The organism is Streptomyces sp. NBC_00203, assembly GCF_045206325.1.
GTDB classification, from domain to species: Bacteria; Actinomycetota; Actinomycetes; order Streptomycetales; family Streptomycetaceae; genus Streptomyces; species Streptomyces lutosisoli.
In genome coordinates this window covers 2,219,550-2,242,246 of the sequence record NZ_CP108126.1, presented here as the reverse complement: position 1 = coordinate 2,242,246, position 22,697 = coordinate 2,219,550, and the positions used below count along the sequence as shown (strand labels likewise).

Annotated in this window: 21 protein-coding genes; 16 read left to right on the top strand and 5 right to left on the bottom strand. The window is 70.5% G+C overall.

The features are described 5' to 3' along the window. The first annotated feature begins 53 nt into the window (after nt 1-53). The 11 genes from OG975_RS10350 to OG975_RS10300 all read left to right on the top strand — a co-directional run bounded on the left by OG975_RS10350 (nt 54) and on the right by OG975_RS10300 (nt 16,029). Nucleotides 54-848: an amino acid ABC transporter ATP-binding protein gene (locus OG975_RS10350; protein WP_406328843.1), complete on the top strand. Its 795-nt coding sequence runs from the start codon at nt 54-56 to the stop codon at nt 846-848. A gap of 56 nt (nt 849-904) precedes the next feature. Further along, entirely contained in the window at nt 905-1,984 is a 1,080-nt protein-coding gene (locus tag OG975_RS10345; RefSeq protein ID WP_406328842.1) for an LLM class flavin-dependent oxidoreductase, read from the top strand. Then, the gene (locus OG975_RS10340; RefSeq protein ID WP_406328841.1) at nt 1,981-3,315 is read left to right on the top strand and encodes an NtaA/DmoA family FMN-dependent monooxygenase; all 1,335 of its coding nucleotides are present in this window, start codon (nt 1,981-1,983) and stop codon (nt 3,313-3,315) included. The genes OG975_RS10345 and OG975_RS10340 overlap by 4 nt, the downstream gene beginning before the upstream one ends. A 4-nt stretch (nt 3,316-3,319) precedes the next feature. Continuing rightward, a complete protein-coding gene (locus OG975_RS10335) occupies nt 3,320-4,102 on the top strand; it encodes a DUF1684 domain-containing protein (RefSeq protein ID WP_406328840.1) in 783 nt (260 codons plus the stop codon). Nucleotides 4,103-4,367: 265 nt separating this feature from the next. Beyond that, nucleotides 4,368-5,267: a S1 family peptidase gene (locus OG975_RS10330; protein ID WP_406328839.1), complete on the top strand. Its 900-nt coding sequence runs from the start codon at nt 4,368-4,370 to the stop codon at nt 5,265-5,267. A 230-nt stretch (nt 5,268-5,497) separates the two neighbouring features. After that, complete coding sequence (locus OG975_RS10325; RefSeq protein ID WP_406328838.1) at nt 5,498-6,379, top strand: slipin family protein; 882 nt, start codon at nt 5,498-5,500, stop codon at nt 6,377-6,379. A gap of 342 nt (nt 6,380-6,721) precedes the next feature. Then, the gene (locus OG975_RS10320) at nt 6,722-7,804 is read left to right on the top strand and encodes a S1 family peptidase (protein ID WP_406328837.1); all 1,083 of its coding nucleotides are present in this window, start codon (nt 6,722-6,724) and stop codon (nt 7,802-7,804) included. A gap of 297 nt (nt 7,805-8,101) precedes the next feature. Further along, on the top strand, nt 8,102-11,569 hold the full coding sequence (locus OG975_RS10315; protein ID WP_406328836.1) for a DNA polymerase III subunit alpha: 3,468 nt from the start codon (nt 8,102-8,104) through the stop codon (nt 11,567-11,569). Continuing rightward, nucleotides 11,566-12,540, top strand: coding sequence for a DNA polymerase thumb domain-containing protein (locus OG975_RS10310; protein WP_406328835.1), 975 nt, complete (start codon nt 11,566-11,568; stop codon nt 12,538-12,540). Before OG975_RS10315 ends, OG975_RS10310 begins: the two co-directional genes overlap by 4 nt. Nucleotides 12,541-12,776: 236 nt before the next feature. Then, a complete protein-coding gene (locus OG975_RS10305) occupies nt 12,777-15,539 on the top strand; it encodes a CHAT domain-containing WD40 repeat protein (protein WP_406328834.1) in 2,763 nt (920 codons plus the stop codon). Continuing rightward, nucleotides 15,532-16,029 carry a hypothetical protein gene (locus OG975_RS10300; RefSeq protein ID WP_327427598.1) on the top strand — a complete coding sequence of 166 codons (498 nt, stop codon included), beginning with the start codon at nt 15,532-15,534 and terminating at the stop codon, nt 16,027-16,029. Before OG975_RS10305 ends, OG975_RS10300 begins: the two co-directional genes overlap by 8 nt. 9 nt (nt 16,030-16,038) lie before the next feature. Here OG975_RS10300 and OG975_RS10295 read toward each other — a convergent pair whose 3' ends face one another. Continuing rightward, the gene (locus tag OG975_RS10295; protein WP_406328833.1) at nt 16,039-16,413 is read right to left on the bottom strand and encodes a cupin domain-containing protein; all 375 of its coding nucleotides are present in this window, start codon (nt 16,411-16,413) and stop codon (nt 16,039-16,041) included. A 135-nt stretch (nt 16,414-16,548) separates the two neighbouring features. Between OG975_RS10295 and OG975_RS10290 the strand changes: the two genes are divergently transcribed. Both OG975_RS10290 and OG975_RS10285 read left to right on the top strand, forming a co-directional pair. Beyond that, on the top strand, nt 16,549-16,995 hold the full coding sequence (locus OG975_RS10290) for a MarR family winged helix-turn-helix transcriptional regulator (RefSeq protein ID WP_406328832.1): 447 nt from the start codon (nt 16,549-16,551) through the stop codon (nt 16,993-16,995). 171 nt (nt 16,996-17,166) lie between these two features. Then, nucleotides 17,167-18,063: an esterase/lipase family protein gene (locus OG975_RS10285; protein WP_406328831.1), complete on the top strand. Its 897-nt coding sequence runs from the start codon at nt 17,167-17,169 to the stop codon at nt 18,061-18,063. Between the two features lie 121 nt (nt 18,064-18,184). Here the strand turns inward: OG975_RS10285 and OG975_RS10280 are convergent, their stop codons facing one another. Beyond that, entirely contained in the window at nt 18,185-19,231 is a 1,047-nt protein-coding gene (locus tag OG975_RS10280) for a lytic polysaccharide monooxygenase (RefSeq protein ID WP_406328830.1), read from the bottom strand. A 169-nt stretch (nt 19,232-19,400) separates the two neighbouring features. On the opposite strand from OG975_RS10280, the gene OG975_RS10275 reads away from it, so the two are divergent. Continuing rightward, nucleotides 19,401-19,862 carry a GNAT family N-acetyltransferase gene (locus OG975_RS10275; RefSeq protein ID WP_406328829.1) on the top strand — a complete coding sequence of 154 codons (462 nt, stop codon included), beginning with the start codon at nt 19,401-19,403 and terminating at the stop codon, nt 19,860-19,862. Nucleotides 19,863-19,894: 32 nt separating this feature from the next. Here the strand turns inward: OG975_RS10275 and OG975_RS10270 are convergent, their stop codons facing one another. After that, nucleotides 19,895-20,029: a hypothetical protein gene (locus tag OG975_RS10270; RefSeq protein ID WP_330303493.1), complete on the bottom strand. Its 135-nt coding sequence runs from the start codon at nt 20,027-20,029 to the stop codon at nt 19,895-19,897. Between the two features lie 137 nt (nt 20,030-20,166). Here OG975_RS10270 and OG975_RS10265 point away from each other — a divergent pair, with 137 nt between their 5' ends. Next, a complete protein-coding gene (locus OG975_RS10265) occupies nt 20,167-20,793 on the top strand; it encodes a class I SAM-dependent methyltransferase (protein WP_406328828.1) in 627 nt (208 codons plus the stop codon). Between the two features lie 45 nt (nt 20,794-20,838). Here the strand turns inward: OG975_RS10265 and OG975_RS10260 are convergent, their stop codons facing one another. Both OG975_RS10260 and OG975_RS10255 read right to left on the bottom strand, forming a co-directional pair. Then, on the bottom strand, nt 20,839-21,339 hold the full coding sequence (locus OG975_RS10260) for a DUF402 domain-containing protein (RefSeq protein ID WP_406328827.1): 501 nt from the start codon (nt 21,337-21,339) through the stop codon (nt 20,839-20,841). Further along, a complete protein-coding gene (locus tag OG975_RS10255; RefSeq protein ID WP_406328826.1) occupies nt 21,320-22,249 on the bottom strand; it encodes a GNAT family N-acetyltransferase in 930 nt (309 codons plus the stop codon). Before OG975_RS10255 ends, OG975_RS10260 begins: the two co-directional genes overlap by 20 nt. A gap of 71 nt (nt 22,250-22,320) precedes the next feature. Between OG975_RS10255 and OG975_RS10250 the strand changes: the two genes are divergently transcribed. Continuing rightward, nucleotides 22,321-22,689: a GntR family transcriptional regulator gene (locus OG975_RS10250; RefSeq protein ID WP_406328825.1), complete on the top strand. Its 369-nt coding sequence runs from the start codon at nt 22,321-22,323 to the stop codon at nt 22,687-22,689. The last annotated feature ends 8 nt before the right edge of the window (nt 22,690-22,697 follow it).

Sequence of the window (22,697 nt, the reverse complement as noted above, 5' to 3'; positions counted from 1 at the left end):
GTCCGCCGCCCACTTGAATCCGACGTGAACGACACTCCCTGAAGGGACCCCCGATGAGCCCGCCGCTCGCCAAGGACCAGCCGGTCTCCACCGCCATGGTCGACATCAGGTCCGTCCACAAGCGCTTCGGCTCGCTGGAGGTGCTCAAGGGCGTCGACCTCGAAGTGCGGGCCGGCGAGGTCACCGTGATCCTCGGCCCCTCCGGCTCCGGCAAGTCGACCCTGCTGCGCACCATCAACCACCTGGAGAAGGCCGACCGGGGCTGGATCAGCGTCGACGGCACGCTCGTCGGCTACCGGCGCTCCGGCGACAAGCTGTACGAGCTGCCCGAGCGCGAGATCCTCAAGCAGCGCACCCGGATCGGCTTCGTCTTCCAGAACTTCAACCTCTTCCCGCACCTCACGGTGCTGGAGAACATCGTCGAGGCACCGGTCTCCGCCCTGAAGCGGCCCCGCAAGGACGTCGTCGAGACCGCGCGGAGGCTGCTCGACCGGGTCGGGCTCGCCGACAAGGCCGACGCCTACCCGAAGCAGCTGTCGGGCGGCCAGCAGCAGCGGGTCGCCATCGCCCGCGCGCTCGCCCTGGAACCGAGGCTGCTGCTCTTCGACGAGCCGACCTCGGCGCTCGACCCCGAGCTGGTCGGTGAAGTCCTCGACGTCATCAAGGACTTGGCCCACCAGGGCACCACGATGATCGTCGTCACCCACGAGATCGGGTTCGCCCGCGAGGTCGCCGACACCGTGGTCTTCATGGACGACGGCCGCATCGTCGAGCGGGGCGCCCCCGGCGACGTACTCGAACAGCCGCGGCACGAACGGACGCGGGCGTTTCTGTCGAAGGTGCTGTGAGGCATGACCGAGCGCTTCGGCTCAAGTGACCAGTGTTTACAGGAGGGTTCATCCGTATGACGTCATCGCCCGGCCGGGGGCTGCTGCACCTGGCCGCTGCCGTCGATCAGGAGTCGGCGTACGACGCCGGTTCCCATGTCGAGCTGGCGCGGCTCGCGGAGCGTGGCGCGCTCGACTTCGTGACGCTCGGCGACACCTTCGCGCGGCCCGGACTCGACGCGCTCTCGGTGCTTTCCCGCCTCGCGCCCGTCACCGGCCGGATCGGTCTGGTGCCGACCGTCACCACCACGCACACCGAGCCTTTTCACGTCCAGGCGGCCGTCGCGACCCTCGACTGGGTCAGCCGGGGCCGCGCCGGCTGGCGCATCGACGTGTCGACGACCGAGGGCGAGGCCCGGCTGTTCGGCCGGCGCCATGCCGCGCCAGCCGACGCGCTGTGGCAGGAGGCCGGGGAGGTCGCCGACGTGGCCGCCCGGCTCTGGGACAGCTGGGAGGACCACGCCGAGATACGCGACGAGGCCACGGGCCGTTTCATCGACCGGGACAAGCTGCACCACGTCGACTTCGAGGGCGCCGGCTTCTCCGTGAAGGGCCCCTCGATCGTGCCGCGGCCCCCGCAGGGCCACCCCGTACGGGTCGTCGACGCGACCGAGGGGCCCGCCCGGCGGACGGCGGCCCGGTACGCGGACGTGGCGCTCGTGCGGGTCGCCGGCCCGGCACAGGCGCGTGCCGTACGGGCCGAACTACGGGACAGCGCTGCCGAGTTCGGAAGGAACCCCGACGACCTGCGTGTCCTCGCCGGGCTCACCGTCGACCTCGGTGACGGCGAGCGCGCGGCCGAGCCGGGCCACGGCGGCGGCGGTCCCCGGCAGACCGCGCAGGGCCCGCTGTACCGCGGCGGCCCCGTCGACCTCGCCGAGCTGATCGCCGCCTGGCACCAGGCCGACGCCGCCGACGGCTTCCACCTCACGCCCGTCGAGCCGCACCGTGACCTGGAGCGGCTCGTCAACGGAACGGTCGCGCTGCTCCAGCACCGCGGTCTGTTCCGCACCTTCTATCCGGGCAGCACGCTCAGGGAGCACCTGGGCCTCGCCCGGCCCGCCAACCGGTACGCCGTGGCAGGGGGAACGTCATGACCGTACGGAAACAGGTCCACCTCGCCGCCTTCCCCCACTCTCGGCTTCGCTCGAGCGGGGGGACCCCCATCCCCGGCGTCAACAACACCACCGTCTGGACCGATCCGCGCTCGAAGTCTCAGATCGAGTTCGCCTCGTTCGAGCACCTCGCGCGCACCGCCGAACGCGGCCTCTTCGACTTCTTCTTCCTCGCCGAGGGGCTGCGGCTGCGCGAGCACAAGGGACGTATCCACGATCTCGATGTCGTGGGACGGCCGGAGTCGCTCACCGTGCTGAATGCGCTGGCCGCCGTGACCGAGCGGCTCGGGCTCGCCGCCACGGTCAACGCGACCTTCAACGAGCCGTACGAACTCGCCCGCAGACTCGCCACGCTGGACCATCTCAGCGGGGGCCGGGCTGCCTGGAACGTGGTGACGTCGTCGGACGCGTTCACCGGGGAGAACTTCCGGCGCGGGGGCTATCTGGACCCGGCCGACCGGTACACCCGCGCCGCTGAATTCGTCGAGACCGCAAGGCAGTTGTGGGACTCCTGGACGCCCGACGGTCTGCCCCGGCCCTTCGCGCACCGGGGCCGGCACTTCGATGTCGCGGGTGAGTTCACCGTGCCGCGCCCGCCGCAGGGGCACCCCGTCGTCATCCAGGCCGGGGACTCGGCGGAGGGCCGCGAGTTCGCCGCGTCCGCCGCCGATGTCGTCTTCACGCGGCACGGCACGCTGGAGACGGGCCGCGCGTTCTACGCCGATGTGAAGGGGCGGCTCGCACGGTACGGACGGGCGCCCGAGGACCTGAAGATCATGCCCGGGGTCACCTTCGCGCTCGGCGACACGGCCGCCGAGGCGCAGGAGCGGGCCGCCGAGATCAGGCGGCAGCAGATCTCGCCGCAGAACGCGATCCTCACCCTGGAGCAGATCTGGGGCGTCGACCTCTCCTCGTACGACCCCGACGGCCCCCTTCCCGACATCGACCCGGAACCGGAGTCGACCCTGGCACAGGGCCGGGTGCGCGTCGCCGATCGCTGTGCGGTCGCCGAGCAGTGGCGGACCCTGTCGCGCGAGAAGGGCCTGTCCATCCGGCAGACCGTCATCGAGGTCTCCGGGCGGCAGTCGTTCATCGGCACCCCGGACGCGGTCGCGGCCGAGCTCGACGAGTTCGTGCGCGGCGACGCCGCCGACGGCTTCATCCTCGTACCGCATCTGACACCCGGCGGACTCGACGAGTTCGTGGACCGGGTGGTGCCGCTGCTCCAGGAGCGCGGCGCGTTCCGCACGGAATACACGGGCACGACGCTGCGCTCACACCTCGGGTTGGCGGAGTCCGTATGGAAGGGTTGATCACATGACGACGGATGCATCCGAGGACTGGAAGCACTGGCACGAGCACCGCACCGAGACGGTGTCCGCGCCCTACGGACCGCTGGCGCTCACGGGCACGCACTGGATCGAGGGCTATCCGGACGGGCGACTTCCGGACATCCCCGGGCTGTGGGCCGTCAAGGACGACGCGGTCGTCCTGACGGCGACGGCCGAGGACGGGCTCACCGTCGACGGGGAGCCCTTCACCGGCGAGGTCGTCCTCGACGCCGACCTCGGACCGGCGGCCGGGGCCCGCGTCGCACGCGGCGAGCGACGGTTCGTCGTCCTCGTGCGCGAAGGGATCTGGGGCGTACGCGACTACGATCCCGCCGCCCCCGCGCGGGGGGCCTTCCAGGGCATCGAGGCTACCTCGTACGATCCGCTTTGGTCGGTGCCGGGGCACTTCACGCCATACGGCGAGGACCGCACCGTACGCGTCGAGAACGCGGACGGAGTCGCGCGCGGCCTCGGGCTCGGCGGTGTTCTCGCCTTCACCTTGGACGGACAGGACCTCACGCTCCAGGTGTCGGTCGAGAACGACGGCTCGCTGTGGGCCGTCTTCGCCGACGCCACCAGCGGGGACAGCAGTTACCGCTTCCGGTTCCTGCGCCCCGCCGCGCCCGATGCCGAGGGGCGTACGACGGTGGACTTCAACCGGGCCGTGCTCCCGCCGTGCGCATTCGCCGACCACTTCATCTGCCCCTTCCCGCCGCCCGGGAATACGCTGGGCGCGGCCGTCGCGGCGGGGGAGCGCCACCTGCGCTGAGGCTTCCGGGACTTCCGAAGGCTTGTGAGACTCCGAGGTGTTGTCGAGGGCTGGCGATCAACCTCCGTGGGGCATACGCAAGTTGAACGCTGCACGGCCGAAAGGCGCCCTTGCGCCGGTCGGCCGTGCCGCCGAATACTCCCCCACAGCGCTTGTCAGGGGCACGGCTTGTCCGGAATCCGGATGGGCGGCCCCCGGCTGCGCCTCACGGGCCCCCCACCCCACGACACGAGGGGCCCCCGACTTCCCTTCGGAGGAACGAAACGTGAGGATCAAGCGCACCACCCCCCGCAGCGGCATAGCGAGACGGACCCGGCTGATCGCCGTCACCACTGGCCTCGTGGCCGCCGCATCGTTCGCGATCCCCAGCGCGAACGCGGCCGACGTGCACACCTTCAGCGCCACCCAGCTGAGTTCGGTGAACAAGTCGGTGCTCAAGTCCGACATCGCCGGCACGGCCTGGGCCGTCGACAGCAAGACGAACCGCGTCGTCGTCACCGTCGACAGCACGGTCTCGAAGGCGGAGATCGCGAAGATCAAGAAGGACGCGGGCGGCAACGCCGCCGCCCTCACCATCAAGCACACCCCGGGCAAGTTCAAGAAGCTGATCACCGGCGGCGACGCCATCTACGGCGGTGCCTACCGCTGTTCGCTCGGCTTCAACGTGCACAGCGGGAGCACCTACTACTTCCTGACCGCCGGCCACTGCGGTGAGGTCGCCTCCACCTGGTACTCCAACTCCGGTCACACCACGACGCTGGGCACGAACGTCAGCTACAGCTTCCCGACCAACGACTTCGCGCTGGTGAGGTACACCAACACCTCGATCGCCCACCCGAGCGCGGTCGGCAGCCAGACCATCAGCAGCGCGGCCACGCCCAGCGTGGGCACCACCGTCTACCGTCGTGGCTCGACCACCGGCACGCACAGCGGCCGGGTCACCGCCCTGAACGCCACGGTCAACTACGGCAGCGGCGACGTGGTCTACCAGATGATCCAGACCACTGTGTGCGCCGAGGGCGGCGACAGTGGCGGTCCGCTCTACGCGGGTACCGTCGCCTACGGTCTGACCTCCGGCGGCAGCGGCAACTGCACCTCCGGCGGTACGACCTTCTTCCAGCCGGTCACCGAGGCGCTGAGCTACTACGGCGTGAGCGTCGGCTGACCGACCGGTCGACTGACCGACAGGCCGGCTGACTGGCCGCCACCCCCCACATACGGCTTCCGCACGGCCAGACCTGCAGCCGGCAGCAGGCGAGCCCCCGCACGCAACTGACGTGCGGGGGCTCGCCCTTGGTCAGGTGACGGAGTTACCGTCGAAGTACACGCTGTACACGTCTGATCCATGCACGCTGTACACGCCTGATGCGCCACTTCGGACCCTGGGGGGCCGTAATGGTCGGTGAACTGGTGGCGGCGGGAGTCTCCGTCGCATCCGTGGGGCTGGTCTATGTGATGGCCGGGGCCCGTGTGGTCAAACAGTACGAACGGGGCGTGGTGCTGCGGCTCGGCAGGCTGCGCTCGGAAGTGCGCGGTCCCGGGTTCACGATGGTCGTGCCCTTCGTCGACCGGCTTCGTAAGGTCAACATGCAGATCGTGACGATGCCCGTGCCGGCCCAGGAGGGCATCACGCGGGACAACGTCACCGTCCGGGTCGACGCGGTCGTCTACTTCAAGGTGGTCAACGCCCCGGACGCGGTCATCCAGGTCGAGGACTACCGTTTCGCGGTCTCGCAGATGGCGCAGACCTCGCTGCGGTCCATCATCGGCAAGAGCGACCTCGACGACCTCCTGTCCAATCGCGAGAAGCTCAACCAGGGGCTGGAGCTGATGATCGACAGCCCGGCGATCGGCTGGGGTGTGCAGATCGACCGCGTCGAGATCAAGGACGTATCCCTGCCCGAGACGATGAAGCGGTCGATGGCCCGGCAGGCCGAGGCCGACCGTGAGCGGCGGGCCCGGGTCATCAACGCGGACGCGGAGCTCCAGGCGTCGAAGAAGCTCGCACAGGCCGCCGAAGTGATGTCGGAGCAGCCCGCCGCGCTCCAACTGCGACTGCTGCAAACCGTGGTGGCGGTCGCGGCCGAGAAGAACTCGACGCTCGTACTGCCCTTCCCGGTGGAGCTGCTGCGGTTCCTGGAGCGGGCGCAACCGTCGGCCCCTCCGGCACCCGAGCAGTCACCGCCGGCGGTCCAGCAACCGGTGCAGGAGCAACTGCCGCCCATGGAAGCCCCCTTGGATCAGGGCGCCGAAGGGTCGAAAACCAGACAGGACTAGTCCTCACAGGCTGCATAGCGACCACACGCGCGGAGTGTTTGCACAGGGAACCCACGTGGTGTGACCACGCACGGTCAAGGCGCCGGGGGCGCACGCCTGTTGGCGCACGGGCGTCCAGAAGTCGACCTTGTGTGCCCCCTGTGCGCCTCGGAATAGTGGGCCGCGAACAACTGGCATGGACGCGGCACGACGCGGTCCGAAGCCGCTTTTGGTGCGCTCTGATGCTGCCTTTGGCGCGGTCTGACGCCGCTTTTTGTCGTGCGCCGGGTTCATGTCCGTACGCCTTCCGGTCGGGGAGGTCCCCATTGCCACCCCGACCGACCCCCCACAGGAGGACGTGAGTTGAAGCACCGACGCATACCCAAGCGGCGTGCCGTGATGGCGGGTGCGGGCATCGCCGCACTCGTCGCCGCCGGAGTCACCTTCCAGACTGCGAACGCGAGCGAGGCCCCGAAGACCCCGGCGCCCCACACGCTCTCGATCGCGGCGGCCGGAAAGCTCGCCTCGACCCTCGGCGAGGACCTCGGCGCCGACGCGGCGGGAACGTATTACGACGCGAAGACCCGGAACCTCGTGGTCAACGTGCTCGACGAGGCCGCGGCCAAGACCGTCGCGGCGGCCGGCGCCAGGGCCAGAATCGTCGAGAACTCCCTCGCCGAGCTGAAGAGCGCCCGTACGACGCTCAAGAAGGACGCGACCATCCCCGGCACGTCCTGGGCGACCGACCCGGGGACCAACAAGGTCGTCGTCACCGCCGACCGTACGGTCTCCCCGGCCGAGTGGGCCAAGCTGACCAAGGTCGTCGACGCGCTCGGCTCCACGGCCGAACTCCAGCGTACGAAGGGGGAGTTCAAGCCCTTCGTCGCGGGCGGCGACGCCATCACCGGCTCCGGCGGGCGCTGCTCGCTCGGCTTCAACGTGGTCAAGGACGGGCAGCCGTACTTCATCACCGCCGGGCACTGCACCGAGGCGATCTCCACCTGGTCGGACTCCAGCGGCAGCCAGATCGGCACGAACGAGCAGTCCAGCTTCCCGGACAACGACTTCGGCCTGGTCAAGTACACCGCGAACGTCGACCACCCGAGCGAGGTCGACCTCTACAACGGCTCCTCGCAGCCCATCACCAAGGCGGGCGACGCGACCGTCGGTGAGAAGGTGACCCGCAGCGGTTCGACGACCCAGGTGCACAGCGGCACGGTCACCGGCCTGGACGCCACCGTGAACTACGGAAACGGCGACATCGTCAACGGGCTCATCCAGACCGACGTCTGCGCCGAGCCCGGTGACAGCGGCGGCTCGCTGTTCGACGGCGACACCGCGATCGGCCTCACCTCCGGCGGCAGTGGCGACTGCACCTCGGGCGGCGAGACCTTCTTCCAGCCGGTCACCGAGGCGCTCTCGACGTTCGGTGCCGAGATCGGCTGACAGCCGAGGCATGTGCTGGAGCCCCGTTCCCGCCGCTTGTGCGGGGGCGGGGCTTTCGCGTGGCGTTCTGCCCCCTGGGGGTCTGCCCCTGGGGGGCGTCGCAGGACGTGCGCGGGGCGTCGTCGTCGGCTGTCTGTGTCATGTCCCCGCGGTCCGGGCCGTCCGGTGTTTGCGCAGGTGGGACGGGCCTGAGCTCATGTCGCACAGTTGTTCGGAAATTGGTCTATGGTGGGGGTGAGGTGGTTGGGAACTAATGTTCGAGAGCCCGGATAGGGCTCACGAGTGCGGGAGGTGCGTGTGCCAGGGTTCACGCATCTGCACACCGTTTCCGGGTTCTCCCAGAGGTACGGGGCCTCGCACCCGGAGCGGCTGGCCGAGCGCGCCTCCGAGCGGGGCATGGACGCCCTCGCCCTCACCGACCGGGACACCCTCGCGGGCACGGTCCGGTTCGCCAAGGCCTGTGCGAAGGCGGGCATCCGTCCGCTGTTCGGCGCGGAGCTCGCGGTCGGAGAGCCCGTACGGGGGGAGCGGCGTCGCGCGCCGGTCCGTGGCGGTGCCTTCATCGACGAGTCGACACCACGCGTGACCTTCCTCGCCCGGGACGGCGCGGCCGGCTGGGCCGACCTCTGCAGAATCGTTACGGCGGTGCATGCGGACGGCGGTCCCGGCGCCGGCGCGGGCCAGCCCCTGCTGCCCTGGACGGACAACCACGCCGAAGGCCTGACCGTGCTGCTCGGCCCCGCCTCCGACGTCGGCCGCGCGCTCGCCGCCGGGCGCCCCGACCGGGCCGCGAAGCTGCTCGCGCCCTGGCGGGAGATCTACGGCGACGCCCTGCGCCTCGAAGCCGTCTGGCACGGCCGCAAGGGCACAGGCCCCGGCTCGCTGCGCCTTGCCGCCCGTACCGTCGGCTTCGCCGCCGAGCAACGGGTGCGGCCGGTGCTGAGCAACGCCGTCCGGTACGCCGACCCAGGCCTCGGCCCGGTCGCCGACGTGCTGGACGCCGCCCGCCGGCTCGTCCCCGTCGACCCGCGGCGCGAGCTGGACTCCGGTGAGGCCTGGCTCAAGGACGAGGCCGCCATGCTGAGCGCCGCCGAACGGATCGTCGAGTCCGCGGGCTACCGCCGCGACACCGCGTACCGCCTGCTCGAACAGACCCGGGCCACGGCCGCCGAGTGCCTCGTCGACCCCGAGGACGACCTCGGCATCGGCACCGTCCACTTCCCCGAACCGCACCTCGTCGGCGCGGGCCGCCGCACCGCCCAGCGCGTCCTGGCCTCCCGGGCGGCGGCGGGCATGGTGCTGCGCGGCTATGACCGCAAGCGGACCTACTGGGAGCGGATGCACCGTGAGCTGGACATCATCGCCCACCACGGCTTCGCCTCCTACTTCCTGACGGTCGCTCAAGTCGTGGACGACGTACGGAAGATGGGTATCCGGGTCGCCGCGCGCGGCTCCGGCGCGGGCTCCCTCGTCAACCATCTCCTCGGCATCGCCCACGCCGACCCCGTCGAGCACGGTCTGCTGATGGAACGCTTCCTGTCCAAGCGCCGCTCCGTGCTGCCCGACATCGACATCGACGTGGAGTCCGCGCGCCGCCTGGAGGTCTACCGCACGATCATCGGCCGGTTCGGCACCGAGCGGGTCGCGACCGTCTCGATGCCCGAGACCTACCGGGTCCGGCACGCCATCCGCGATGTGGGCGCCGCCCTCTCCATGGACCCCGCCGACATCGACCGGATCGCCAAGTCCTTCCCGCACATCCGCGCCCGCGACGCCCGCGCGGCCATGGACGAACTGCCCGAACTGCGCGAACTGGCGGGGGAGTTTCGGCGGGAAGGAGAGAAATACGGCAGGCTGTGGGAGCTGGTCGAGTCCCTCGACGCCCTTCCGCGCGGCATCGCCATGCACCCGTGCGGTGTCCTTCTCTCCGACGCTTCCCTCCTCGCTCGTACGCCGGTCATGCCGACCAGCGGCGAAGGCTTCCCCATGTCGCAGTTCGACAAGGAGGACGTCGAGGATCTCGGGCTGCTCAAACTCGATGTGCTGGGCGTGCGGATGCAGTCCGCGATGGCGCACGCGGTGGCCGAGGTGGAGCGGGCGACGGGGGACCGGCTGGACATCGACGCGGTACCGCCGGGAGACCCGGCGACGTACCGACTCGTCCAGTCCACCGAGACGTTGGGCTGCTTCCAGATCGAGTCGCCGGGCCAGCGCGACCTGGTCGGACGCCTGCAGCCCGCGACCTTCCACGACCTCGTCGTCGACATCTCGCTCTTCCGGCCCGGCCCGGTCGCCGCCGACATGGTGCGGCCGTTCATCGAGGCGCGGCACGGGCGGGCGCCGATCCGCTATCCGCACCCCGACCTGGAAGGGCCGCTGAAGGAGACGTACGGAGTCGTCGTCTTCCATGAGCAGATCATCGACATCGTCGACATCATGACCGGCTGCGGGCGCGACGAGGCGGACCGGGTGCGGCGCGGACTCTCCGACCCCGAATCGCAGGGGCGGATCCGGTTCTGGTTCGCGCAGAACGCGGCGGCCAAGGGGTACGACGCCGAGACCATCGCGCGGACCTGGGAGATCGTCGAGGCCTTCGGGTCGTACGGCTTCTGCAAGGCGCACGCGGTCGCCTTCGCCGTGCCGACGTATCAGTCGGCGTGGCTGAAGGCCCATCACCCGGCCGCGTTCTACGCCGGGTTGCTCACCCATGACCCCGGGATGTATCCGAAGCGGCTGCTGCTGGCGGACGCGCGGCGGCGGGGGGTGCCGATCCTGCCGTTGGACGTGAACCGGTCTGCGGTCGCCCACCGTATCGAACTGGTGTCTGAATCAGCTGGCTCCGCCGGTCGCTGGGGTGTTCGGCTGGCCCTCTCCGACGTGCACGGCATCAGCGAGGCCGAGGCCGCGCGGATCGCGGACGGGCAGCCGTACGCCTCGCTGCTCGACTTCTGGGAGCGGGCCCGGCCGAGCCGGCCACTGGCGCAGCGGCTCGCGCAGGTCGGCGCACTGGACGCCTTCGGCGCCAACCGGCGTGATCTGCAACTGCACCTGACCGAGCTCCACCGGGGCGCGCGCGGCGCGGGCGGCGGGCAACTCCCGCTGTCCGGCGGACGGAAGACTGCCTCCGCCGGGCTGCCCGACCTCTCCTCGGCCGAGAGGCTCAGCGCTGAGCTGGGCGTGTTGTCGATGGACGCCTCGCGCAATCTGATGGACGACCACCGGGAGTTCCTGGGGGAGCTGGGCGTGGTCACGGCGCGCCGTCTGCGGGAGGCGCGACACGGCGAGACGGTTCTGGTCGCGGGTGCCAAGGCGGCCACCCAGACCCCGCCGATCCGCTCCGGCAAGCGCGTCATCTTCACCACCCTGGACGACGGCACGGGCCTGGTCGACCTCGCCTTCTTCGACGACTCCCACGACGCCTGCGCCCACACGGTCTTCCACTCCTGGCTGCTGCTGGTGCGCGGGGTGGTGCAGCGCCGGGGTCCGCGCAGCCTCAGCGTGGTGGGCGCGGCGGCCTGGAACCTCGCCGAACTGACCGAACTGCGCGCCGAGGGCGGCCTCGACGTGGTGGCGGCGCGGCTGGCGGAGCCCGTACCGGAACCCGTACCGGAGCCCCTCCCGGAGGGGGAGGGCGCGAAGAAGAGCCGGACGATCCGCATGTCCACGGGGTACGAGATGCACCCCTGGGCCGATCTGCGTCCCGCGGGCGAAGGGCCCGCGGGGGGAAAGAAGTTGTGGCACCAGAGTCCGGGGAGTGCGGGATGACCATCCTCTGCGTACGTTTCCAGCTGCCTCCGATGTACGAGGCCGCCCTGCCCCGACTCCTCGGGTTGCTGGAGGAGTTCACCCCCGTCATCGAGGCGTTGCCGCCCGACGGCGCGCTGTTGGATCTGCGGGGCGCCGAACGGTACTTCGGGCGCGGTGCCGTGGAGTTCGCCTCACTGATCCGGGTGCGGGCGCTCGCCCTGTACGGGATCGACTGTGTGATCGGCGCCGGGCCCGGGCCGATGCTCGCCCGCATGGCCCTGCGGGACGCCGCGCCCGGAGCGACCCGCGTGGTGCCCGAAGACCCGGACGCCGTCGCGGAGTTCCTCGCCGGGCGGCCGGTCGCCGCGCTGCCCGGAGTCGGCGGCGCCACCGCCCGCACCCTGTGCGAGTACGGCCTCGACACCATCGGCAAGGTCGCCGCCGCACCCCTGTCCACGCTGCAACGCCTCACCAGCGCCCGCACCGGCCGCGAGCTGCACGAGAAGGCGTCCGGCATCGACCGCGGCCGGGTCGTCCCGAACGCCACCTCCCGCTCCCTCGCCACCGAACGCCCCTTCTCCCGCGACGAGTTGGACCCGTCCCGGCACCGCCGCGCCCTGCTCTCCGCCACCGAGGAACTGGGCACCCGGCTGCGCGCCCTGGAGAAGGTCTGCCGCACGCTGACCCTCACCGTCCGCTACGCCGACCGCTCCACGACCACCCGCAGCCGCACGCTCAAGGAGCCGACCGCCCACTCGTCGACGCTCACGGACACGGCGTACCGCATGTACGAGGCGCTCGGTCTCCAGCGTGCCCGAGTCCGTGCGATCGCCCTCCGCGCCGAGGGCCTCACCCCCGCCGAACAGGCCTCCCACCAGCTGACCTTCGACCCGGTGGACGAGAAGGTCCGCCGTATCGAGGAGGTCGCGGACAGAGCGCGGGCGAAGTTCGGGCCGCATGTGATCGGGCCGGGGACGCTGGCCGCGTGACGTTCGTGCGAACGTGGCCCGGCTCCCGGCTCCCGGCTCCCGGCTCCCAACTTCCGACTCCTGGCTCCGCCGGGTGCAGGACGGTGCGCGAGTCCTCCGTGTCCGTATGCCGGGAGGCCGGAGTTCAGGCCGCGATCGGGCACATTCCGTGGAATCGCCCGGGGTGGCTGCGCCACACTGTCTGATGCCAGTCGGGCACGGTGCGGGGGGACTTGCGGGTGGATGTCGATTTCCAGGTGGAAGTGGGACCTCGTGGCGAGGGCGGCTACCCCGTGGTGTTCCGCGCGGCCGGCGGCGAGGAGGCGCCCGGGGTGATGCGGCTGCCGCCCCTGCGGGACCTGGAAGCACTGGCGGCGCGGGTGCCGGACGCGGTGGTGGCGTCCTCGGCCCGGGTACGCCGTGCCGCGGTCGGGGACGAGGCGCCGGTCCGGGAGCTGGGGCGGATCCTGTTCGACGCCCTGCTCGCCGGGACCGGGTCGGCCCTGCTGATGGCCGCGCGCAACCGTGCCGCCCAGCAGGGCGGACAGGTGCGGCTGGTGCTGCGTGTCCAGCCCCCCGAACTGGCCAGGCTGCCGTGGGAGTTCATGTACGACACCGGCGAGGACGGCTACCTGGGACTGGATCTCCCGCTGGTGCGCCATCCGCAGGTCGCACGGCCGGTGGCCGCGTTACGGGTGGTGCCACCGCTGCGGATCCTGGGGATGGTCGCCCGTCCCGACGACCAGGAACCGTTGGCGGCACACGCCGAGCAGCAGCGGCTGCGCGAGGCGCTGGCCGATCTGGTGGCCGAGGGCCGGGTGGAGCTGGGCTGGGTGGCCGGGCAGACCTGGCGTGACCTGCGCGACGCCGTCCGCCGTGACGCCCGTACCCCCGCTCCGGGCGGACAGCAGCCGGGCCAGGGCGGCTGGCACGTGCTGCACTTCATCGGGCACGGCGGGTTCGACGCCCGGGCACAGGAGGGCACCCTGGCACTGGCCGGCGAGCAGGGCGGCACGCACTTCCTGGGCGCCGGGGAGCTGGCGATGCTGCTGGCCGGCCATCCCTCACTGCGCCTTGCGGTGCTCAACGCCTGCGAGAGCGGGCGCGCGGACGCGCTCAACCCGTTCTCCAGCGTGGCGGGCGCGCTGATGCGCAAGGGCATGCCCGCCGTGCTCGCCATGCAGTACGAGGTGAGCGACGAGGCCGCCCTGGAGTGCGCGCGCACCTTCTACGAGGCCCTCGCCCGACAGCTCCCGATCGACGTGGCGGTCATGGAGGCCCGCCAGGCCATGTCCATCTCCCGGCCGCAGACCCTGGAATGGGGCACGCCGGTGCTGTACATGCGCTCCCTCGACGGCAACGGGCATCTTTTCGACCTTGCCGATGATGCAGGTCCCGGCCTTGCTCCTGACCTCCCCCCCGCCCCTGACCTCGACCTCGGCCCCGGCCCCGGCCCCGGCTTCGGCCTTCGGAAGAGTCCCTCGGCAAAGCAGCGGGCCGACCTGGACGAGCTGTACGCCGAAGGGCTCGGCGCCCTGTACACCGACCGGTGGGACCAGGCGGTCGAGGCGTTCCGTACGGTCATCGCCCACGACCGCGACTACCGCGACAGCCAGGCCAAACTCACCAAGGCGCGCCACGGCCAGCGCCTTGCCGCGTTGTACGCCGCAGCCACCGACGCCGTGGCCGCGCGCGACTGGGAGCAGGCGGTCGAGAACCTCGAGACGATCGTCACGGCAGATCCAAGCCACCGCGACGCCCAGCAGCTCCTGGAGCAGGCGCGCCGCGAACAGGTGACCGCTCAACTGCGCGACGAGACGGTCACCTTGTACCGAGCCGGCCATTGGGAGGCCGTGCTGGTCGTCGCCGAACGCCTGGGGCAGCGTCCGCAGGATGTTGACGCCGTCGCGGAGTTGGTGGCGATGGTGGACGGCGCCCGGGAAGCGCTGGAGACCGCCGCGCGTGACCAAACTCTTGCGGGCCACTATCGCGAGGCTCTGGAGCATCTCGATGCAGGGCGCTGGCAGAGTGCTGTGGAATCGCTGGCGCACGTCAGAGCCGTCGACCCCGACTATCGTGACGCCACCCAGCTTGCGGCCCGCGCCCGCCAGGAGATCGGCCGTACCTCCGCGGGGATCTCCGAGGCGGTCCTTCTCCTCAGCTTCCGGGCACCGGGTAGTGTCCACGCGGTCGCCTTGAGCCCCGACGGCACCCGCCTGGCAGTCGGTTGCAGCAAGCGGACGACACTGGTCATTGACGAACGAGGTACGGAACTCGTCCGTCTCCGGCACGGCATGTTCGACGTCGCGTGGAGTGTGGCTTTCAGCTCCGACGGGTTTCGCTTCACCACCGCCGGTATCGGCACGGTGCAGACATGGGACGCCGACACCGGCGCCGAACTGTTCAGCGTCGCCCCGCGAGTCCCTGTATACGAGGTGGCACTGCATCCCGACGGCGCGCGCTTGGCCACCGCCTGTAACGACAGCGCCGTGCGGGTGTGGGACATTGCCACGGGTGCCCAACTGCTCAAGATCGCCCACACGGGAGTTGCATGGGGGGCAGCGTTCAGTCCAGACGGCCTGCGCTTGGCCACCGCCAGTGGCGACCACACCGCCCGGCTGTGGGACGCCGGCACCGGTGCCGAACTACTCAAAATCGACCACACCAAAATTGTGTATGGCGTGGCGTTCAGTTCGGACGGCCTGCGTTTGGCCACCGCCAGTGGGGACAAGACCGCGCGGGTGTGGGACGCCAACACTGGCGCGGAACTTCTCAAAGTCACCCACGACGACACTGTGCGCAGGGTGGCGTTCAGTCCGGACGGCCTGTGCTTGGCCACCGCCAGTGAGGACAACACCGCGCGGGTGTGGGACGCCGGCACCGGTGCCGAACTGCTCAAGATCACCCACACCAAAGCGGTGAATGACGTGGCGTTCAGTTCGGACGGCCGCCGTCTGGCCACCGCCGGCAAGGACAAGACCGTAAAACTGTGGAGCCTGACCGGAGGCGACGATGACTGACCCTGAACCCCTTGTCGCGGATCTCCTCCTCGACCGTCATGTCACCCCCGAGCAGGAACAACCGCTGACCGACGCCCTCACCGCGCTCGGTTACTCGCCGAGCGTCCGTGTCCTGCCGCCGCGTCGTGCGGTCGAGCCGCTGACCTGGCTCATCCTGATCGCCCTTCCCCTACAGGCATTCCTCACGACGTTGGGCGAGAAGGCCGCCGAGGACGGCTACGGCCTGCTCCAGAAGGCCATCCGCGCCATCCGGCGCCCGGCCCCGGCCCTGGCACCCACACCCGTGCCGACGCCCGCGACCGCGCCCCCGCCGGTCGTACTCCAGGACCCGGCCACCGGCCTGCGCGTCATCCTGGAACACGACCTGCCCGACGAGGGCTACCGGCAACTGCTGACCATCGACCTCACCCAGTACCGCCTCGGCCCGCTGCACTACGACCAGGCTCGGGGCCACTGGCGTTCCGAACTGGACGAAGCCCAACTCCGCTGACGTTCAGGGTCAGTTGGCCCACGGCGGAGTGATCACGGAGCCGTCGGCGAGCTTCGCCTGAAGGCCGATGGACGTGGTGACCCACGACACCGCGGTCTCCTGGGTCGGGTTCTCGACGCCGAGCGTCGCGCCCGGGTTGATGATCACCGTGTCGCCCGCGGTGATCCGCTCGGTGCGGCCGTCGAGGGTGATCAGCAGTTCGCCGGCGAGGAGGTGGAAGATCTCCTCGCGGTTGACGGTGTGCAGCGGGGCCTTGGTCCCCGCGGGTATCTCGCCGCGCCAGGCGCACAGCTCCTTGCTGCCGCTCAGGGGAGTGGCGTACGAAATGAAACGGGCGCCGTGGATCTCGTGGGTGACGGCTTCGGATGAACGGACTACGGGCACGGCGGACCTCCATGGACGTGGACGTTCGGGAAGTGGGAATGGTCAAGCTGCTTGACCGCACCTCAATATGGTCAAGGAGCTTGACCGATACGTCAAGCTGCTTGACCAACATGCCCAGGGTGTTTCAATGCTTCCGTGCAGAACTCCGAGGCCATGGCCCTGTCCGCCGCCCTGCTCGCCGTCGCCGGTGAGCTGACGCAACGTATCCATGACGGCGTGGTCGCCCGGGGGTTCGAGGGGGTGCGGCCCGCGCACGGCTTCGCCTTCACGCGGCTGGCCCCGGACGGGGCGACGGTCACCGACCTCGCCGGTCATCTGGGGGTCACCAAGCAGGCCGCCAGCCAGCTCGTCGAGGAACTCGTCCGCAAGGGATACGTCGAGCGGCGCCCGTATCCCGACGACGCGCGCGCCCGGCTGATCGTGCTGACCGAGCTCGGCTGGGCCTGCACTCGCGCGGCGGAGGAGGCGGCCGCCGATGCCGTGCGGGCGTGGGGCGAACTGCTCGGCGAGGGTGAAATGCGCGCGTTGTGCGACCGTTTGGTGCGCATCGCGCCCTACGGCCCCATCAGGCCCGCCTGGTGACGGTTCATCGGCTGCAACCACCGCCTCTGGTTACCACTGGAAGTTTTTACTGACGCGTAACTTCACACCTGGGCTACTCACCCGTAACTTGACGAGTGAACAGCATCCTCGTGATCCGGATCACAGGGCGTACGCCGTCGCAACTCCCTTGAGCCGCAAGGAGATCACACGATGCTGCCCTGGAAGCGAGTGCTCAGACCCCTGACCGCGCTGCTCCTGACCGCCGCGGTCACGGTCGTCCCCGCTGCCGCCGCCCGAGCCGATTCCGCCCCCAGCTGGGGGTCCCCCCGCTCGAGCGAAGCCGAGAGTGGGGGAGGTTGGAACAACTACTCCTGCAAGCCGTCCGCCGCCCACCCCCGCCCCGTCGTCCTCGTCCACGGCACCTTCGGGAACTCCGTCGACAACTGGCTGGCCCTCGCGCCCTACCTGGTGGACCGCGGGTACTGCGTCTACTCCCTCGACTACGGGCAACTGCCCGGCGTCCCGCTCTTCAACGGCCTTGGCCCCATCGACAAGTCGGCCGAACAGCTCCAGGTGTACGTCGACAAGGTGCTCGCCGCGACCGGCGCCGCCAAGGCCGACCTCGTCGGCCACTCGCAGGGCGGCATGATGCCCCGCTACTACCTCAAGTTCCTCGGCGGAGCCGCCAAGGTGAACGCGCTCGTCGGTATCGCGCCCGACAACCACGGCACCACCCTCAGCGGTCTCACCAACCTGCTGCCGTACTTCCCGGGTGCCGAGGACCTGCTGAAGGCGTCCACCCCGGGGCTCGCGGACCAGATGGCCGGGTCCGCTTTCATGACCAAGCTCAACGCCGGCGGCGACACCGTCGCGGGCGTCCACTACACGGTCATCGCCACCGAGCACGACGAGGTGGTCACGCCGTACACCTCGGGGTTCCTCACCGGCTCCGACGTCCACAACGTCCTGCTCCAGGACCTGTGTCCGGTCGACCTCTCCGAGCATGTGGCGATCGGCCTCTTCGACCGGATCGCGTACCACGAGGTGGCGAACGCCCTTGATCCGGCGCACGCCACCGCCACCACCTGCGCGTCCGTGTTCAGCTGATCCAACTGGTCCCACTGATCCAGCCGATCCAGCCGATCCAGCCGATTCGGCTGCTTCGGCTGAGCACCCCGCCGGGGTCTGTCCGACCTGAGCCGCCGGACAGACCCCGGAGTTTTTCGTTCTAGCGGCCGTGCCGACCGCCGTTCACCGCGCGGCGGCGGACCGAGGCGAACAGGGCCGCCGCGCCGAGTGCCAGGGCGGCGGCACCACCGACCGCGATGTACGGGGTGCTGCCGTCGCCACCGGTCTCGGCGAGGTTCTCCGAGGAACCGGCGGCGTCCGGCTGGTTGGCGCCGGTGTCGGCGTCGGTGTCCGAGGCCGGGGCGGCTGTGCTGGGCTCCGCCGACGTACTGGCGTCGTCGTCACCGTGACCGTGGTGCTCGACGGTCGACTTGTCGGCACCGTCCTCGATCTGCTCCTCGGAGGGCGCGGAGGCGGTAGGGGCGGGCGAGGAGCTGCTCCCCGCACCCCCACTGCCGCTTCCGGTGCTGCCGTTTCCGCTGCCGCTGCCGCTCGCGCTTCCGCCGAAGGCCACGTCCGAGCAGGAGTAGAACGCCTCCGGGCTGTCCGAGCGCTGCCAGATCGCATACAAGAGCTGCTTGCCGGAGCGCTCCGGGAGAGTGCCGGAGAACGTGTAGAAGCCGCCCGAGGCGACCGGGTCGGTGGCCGTCGCGACCGGGTGCTCAAGATCCAGGTCGTCCCAGGCGAGCGGCTGGGACGGGTCGTATCCCGCCTTCGTGATGTACACCTTGAAGGTGCCCTTGTGCGGGGCGGTCACACGGTACTTGAAGGTGTACGAGCCGCTGCTCACGCCGGTCGCGGGCCAGTCGGCGCGCGCCAGGTCGAGCCCCTTGAACTCGTCGTTGTTCGCGCTGCACAGCTTGCCGTCCGGTATCAGCGCCTGGTGCTGCCCGTTCGCGTCGCCGATCCGGATGCCGTTCCAGTCGTAGAGCGCCTGGGTGCCACCCGCCGCGACGGCCGCCTTGCAGGCGTCCGACGTGGGGCTCTCGGGATTCTCCGCGTAGCACTGGGACACCCGGCTGACCGGGTCACCCATCGTGCCGTGCGCGGCCGCCGGCGCGGCGGCGAGCGCGGTCAGGGCGAGCGGGGCGGCACCGACGACGGCGATCGCGGCGGCCTTGCGGCGAGCGCTCGGGCGAGCAGGCATGGGGGAACTCCTCGAAACGGTCCATCAGGCTTGGGCGGAACCCGTGGGGGCGATCAGCAAACTAGCCCCAAGAAACCGTGGAATCGCCTGCTGGAGGCGGGTGATGGAGATCCTTATGGCGCCGTTAAGGGAGTGCTGAGACTGCGCTCAGGTAGGTAGCGTGCGCGGCATGACAGACACGCCTGAAGAGTGCGGGATCCGGCAGGCCGTCGCTTCCGACGTGCCCGCGGTGAAGGCCGTCATCGACGCGGCGTTCCACCCGTACATCGAGCGCATCGGGCTGGTTCCCGTGCCCATGGAGGCGGACCACGCGGCGAACGTGGCCGCGGGGCGGGTGTTCGTCACCGGGGAGCCGGTGGCAGGGCTCGTGGTGGTCGAGGAGCGCGAGGACCATCTGTACCTCGACACCATCGCCGTCCGGCCCGATGCCCACGGCAAGGGCATCGGGCGACGGCTGCTGCATTTCGTGGACGCACACGCGCGTGCGCTCGGACTGCCCGAGGTCAGGCTTCTCACGAACGCGCTGATGTGGGAGAACCAGAAGATTTACCCGCGGTACGGCTACGAGGTCGTGGAGCGTCGTGCGGACGGCCCGTACGACCGCGTGTACTACCGCAAGCGGCTGGTCTGACGGTTGTGGGTCCTGGCGGTGGTCGTGGCGGCTCAGCCGTCCGGCCACCACGTTCGTGCGATGTCCTTTCGGACCTCCGGGCGCTCGGCCGGACGCTCGTCGGCCTCTTCCCGCACGCGGCGGGAGTCCGACTTCCTCAGGGGCTTCTGCACGGTCACACGGCGCATGGCTGCCTCCTTGTGTCTACCGGGTTCCGCTGGGGTACGGAGGTAGACCCTTTCCGGGAGAGTTCCTCATCGGTCGGGATCTGTCTGTGGCGGCTGTCACGAATCGACTGTCAGTGGTGGGTGTCACCCTGGGGCGCATGACGAGTAACAGTGGCATGAATCCGGGGACGGACGTCGACTGGGACGCGGAGTCCGTCACCTTCGACGACGAGCCCGATCACGGCCTGCGTGACCCTCTCGTAAGGGAGGCCTGGGCGGCCCGGCTGCGGACGTGGCTGCCGGAGCGCGCTGCCGACATCCTCGACCTGGGCTGCGGCACCGGCAGCCTGTCACTGCTCGCGTCCGAGTGGGGGCATCGTGTCACCGGGGTCGACCGCTCGCCGCGCATGGTCGACCTCGCCCGCGCGAAGCTGGCGGGCCGTGACGCGGTGTTCCTCATCGGTGACGCGGCGGCACCACCCGTCGGTGAGCAGCGGTTCGACGTGCTGCTCTGCCGCCATGTGCTGTGGGCGCTGCCCGACCCCGAGCGCGTCCTTCGGAACTGGCGCGGCCTGCTGCGCCCGGGAGGTCGGATCGTCCTCGTCGAGGGCGTGTGGGGGACCGTGAGCCCGGTCGGCATGTCCGCCGGCCGGCTGACCGCCCTGCTGAAGCCCCTCGTGACGGACACGGCCGGCATCCACGTGGAGCCGCTGTCGGGCGACGCGCGGCTGTGGGGTCGGGAGGTCGAGGACGAGCGGTACGCGGTGGTGGCCACCCTGAAGTGACATGACGGGGATCCAGGGATGGCGTGAAAGTCCCGCACGACACCCCTAGGCAAGCAACGCCTCGAAGTCGCCCTCGCGGGCCAGGCGTTCGAGTTCGTCCAGGGCGTTCTCGGCGGCGGTCGCGGCACGCGGATCGGTGGTCGCCAGGCCGCTCTCCGCGAACTCGTCCTCGTCCAGCCGCAGTACGGTCCTGCCGTCGGCAGAGCGCCACAGGTCCAGGTCCAGATCCTCGACGACCAGCTCGCCGCCGGAGACGGTGGCCGGACGGGTGATGTCGCAGTACCAGCCCTTCAGTACGCCCTCGGCGTCACGGACCTCCTTCACCGCGTACCAGCGGTCCCGCCAGTAGTACTCGGTGAAGACATCGCCCTGCTCGAACCGTACGAAGCCGAAGTCCCGGACGCCCTCGCCCGCCCATGGCGCGCGCACGGTGACACGGGTGCCGTCGTCGTCGAGCAGCTCGGCGGGGTAACGGATCTTCGTGCGGCCCGCCTTGACGAGGACGACCTCCAACATGCCCGGGGCGTCAGCCGAGTTCGCGGACATACTTCACCTCCGTGGCGCAGATCTCGTAACCGAACCACTTGTTGATCGCCAGCATCGGCCCGTTGCCGGAATCGTTGCCCGTGAACGCCTCCGTGAAGCCGGCGGCGCGGGCGCGGTGCAGCGAGTCGTTCTTGGCGAGCTTGGCGAGGCCGCGGCCCCGGAAGGCGCGGGCGGTGCCCGTCATCACGGTGCCGTAGCGGGTGCCGCCGTCGGTGCGGGCAGCGCTGAACGCGGCGGGGTGGCCGTCGACCACGGCGACCGAGGTCAGCTCGGCGCTGAAGAGGGGGTGGTGCCAGGTTTCCGTCAGCCAGGCGTCGTAGTCCGTGAACTCGCGGTCGACGTCGCTCGGTTCGTCTAGCAGCGTCTCCGCGTCCAGGCGGAACAGCGGGCGCGGATCGTCGGCGAAGTCCGCGGCGGTGCGCAGCTCCACACCGGGCGGCGGGGACTGGAGCGGCGGCAGGGTGCCGTTCGCCAGGTCGAGGCGGAGGAAGTGCGCGGAGCGGCTGGCGCGGTAGCCGTGCCTCTCCGCGAAGGCCCGGTTCCCGGGCTCGTCCAGGACCCAGGCGTGCAGCCTGGTCGCGCCGAGGGCGGCAAGGCGCTCCTCGGCGGCGCGCACCAGCAGCGCGCCCGCGCCGCGTCCCGTCCGCTTCGGGTGCACATAGACGTTGACGTACGCCTGGCCGGGCTCCGGGCTGTCGTAGATGACGCCCACCTGTGCCGTGCCGATGAACTCGCCGTCCTCCTCGGCCAGCAGCGGCTGGTAGTGGGAGTCGGGGTGGGCGTGCTCCACGTCGTAGGCGATGGACTCGGGGGTGTGGAGCATGAAGGGGAGGGCCAAGTGACGGATGCGGGCGAAGCCCTCGGCGTCTGCCTGGCTTCCGCGGCGCAGCTCGCGAACGATCACTGTCATGGAGTCGCACGCTACGCGTGGGTTGTGTGCGGATGCCTCTCATTTTCCGGTGGGTACGGGACAATCGCTGCGTGACCCTGAAGATCCACATCGATGAGGGGGCCGCGCCGTACGAGCAGGTGCGCGCCCAGATTTCCGAGCAGGCCCGGTCCGGCGCGCTGCCGGTCGGATACAAGCTGCCCACGGTGCGCGGCCTCGCCGAGTCGCTCGGCCTCGCGGCCAACACCGTCGCCAAGGCGTACCGGGCCCTGGAGACGGACGGGGTGATCGAGACACGGGGTCGCAACGGAACGTTCGTGGCTGCCGCGGGCTCGGCCGCCGAGCGCGAGGCCGCGAGTGCCGCGCAGGCCTATGCCGACAGGGCGCACCGCCTCGGCCTCACCGAGAAGGCCGCGCTCGACGCCGTACGGGATGCCCTGCGGGCGGCTTACGGGGACTAGGGGACAAG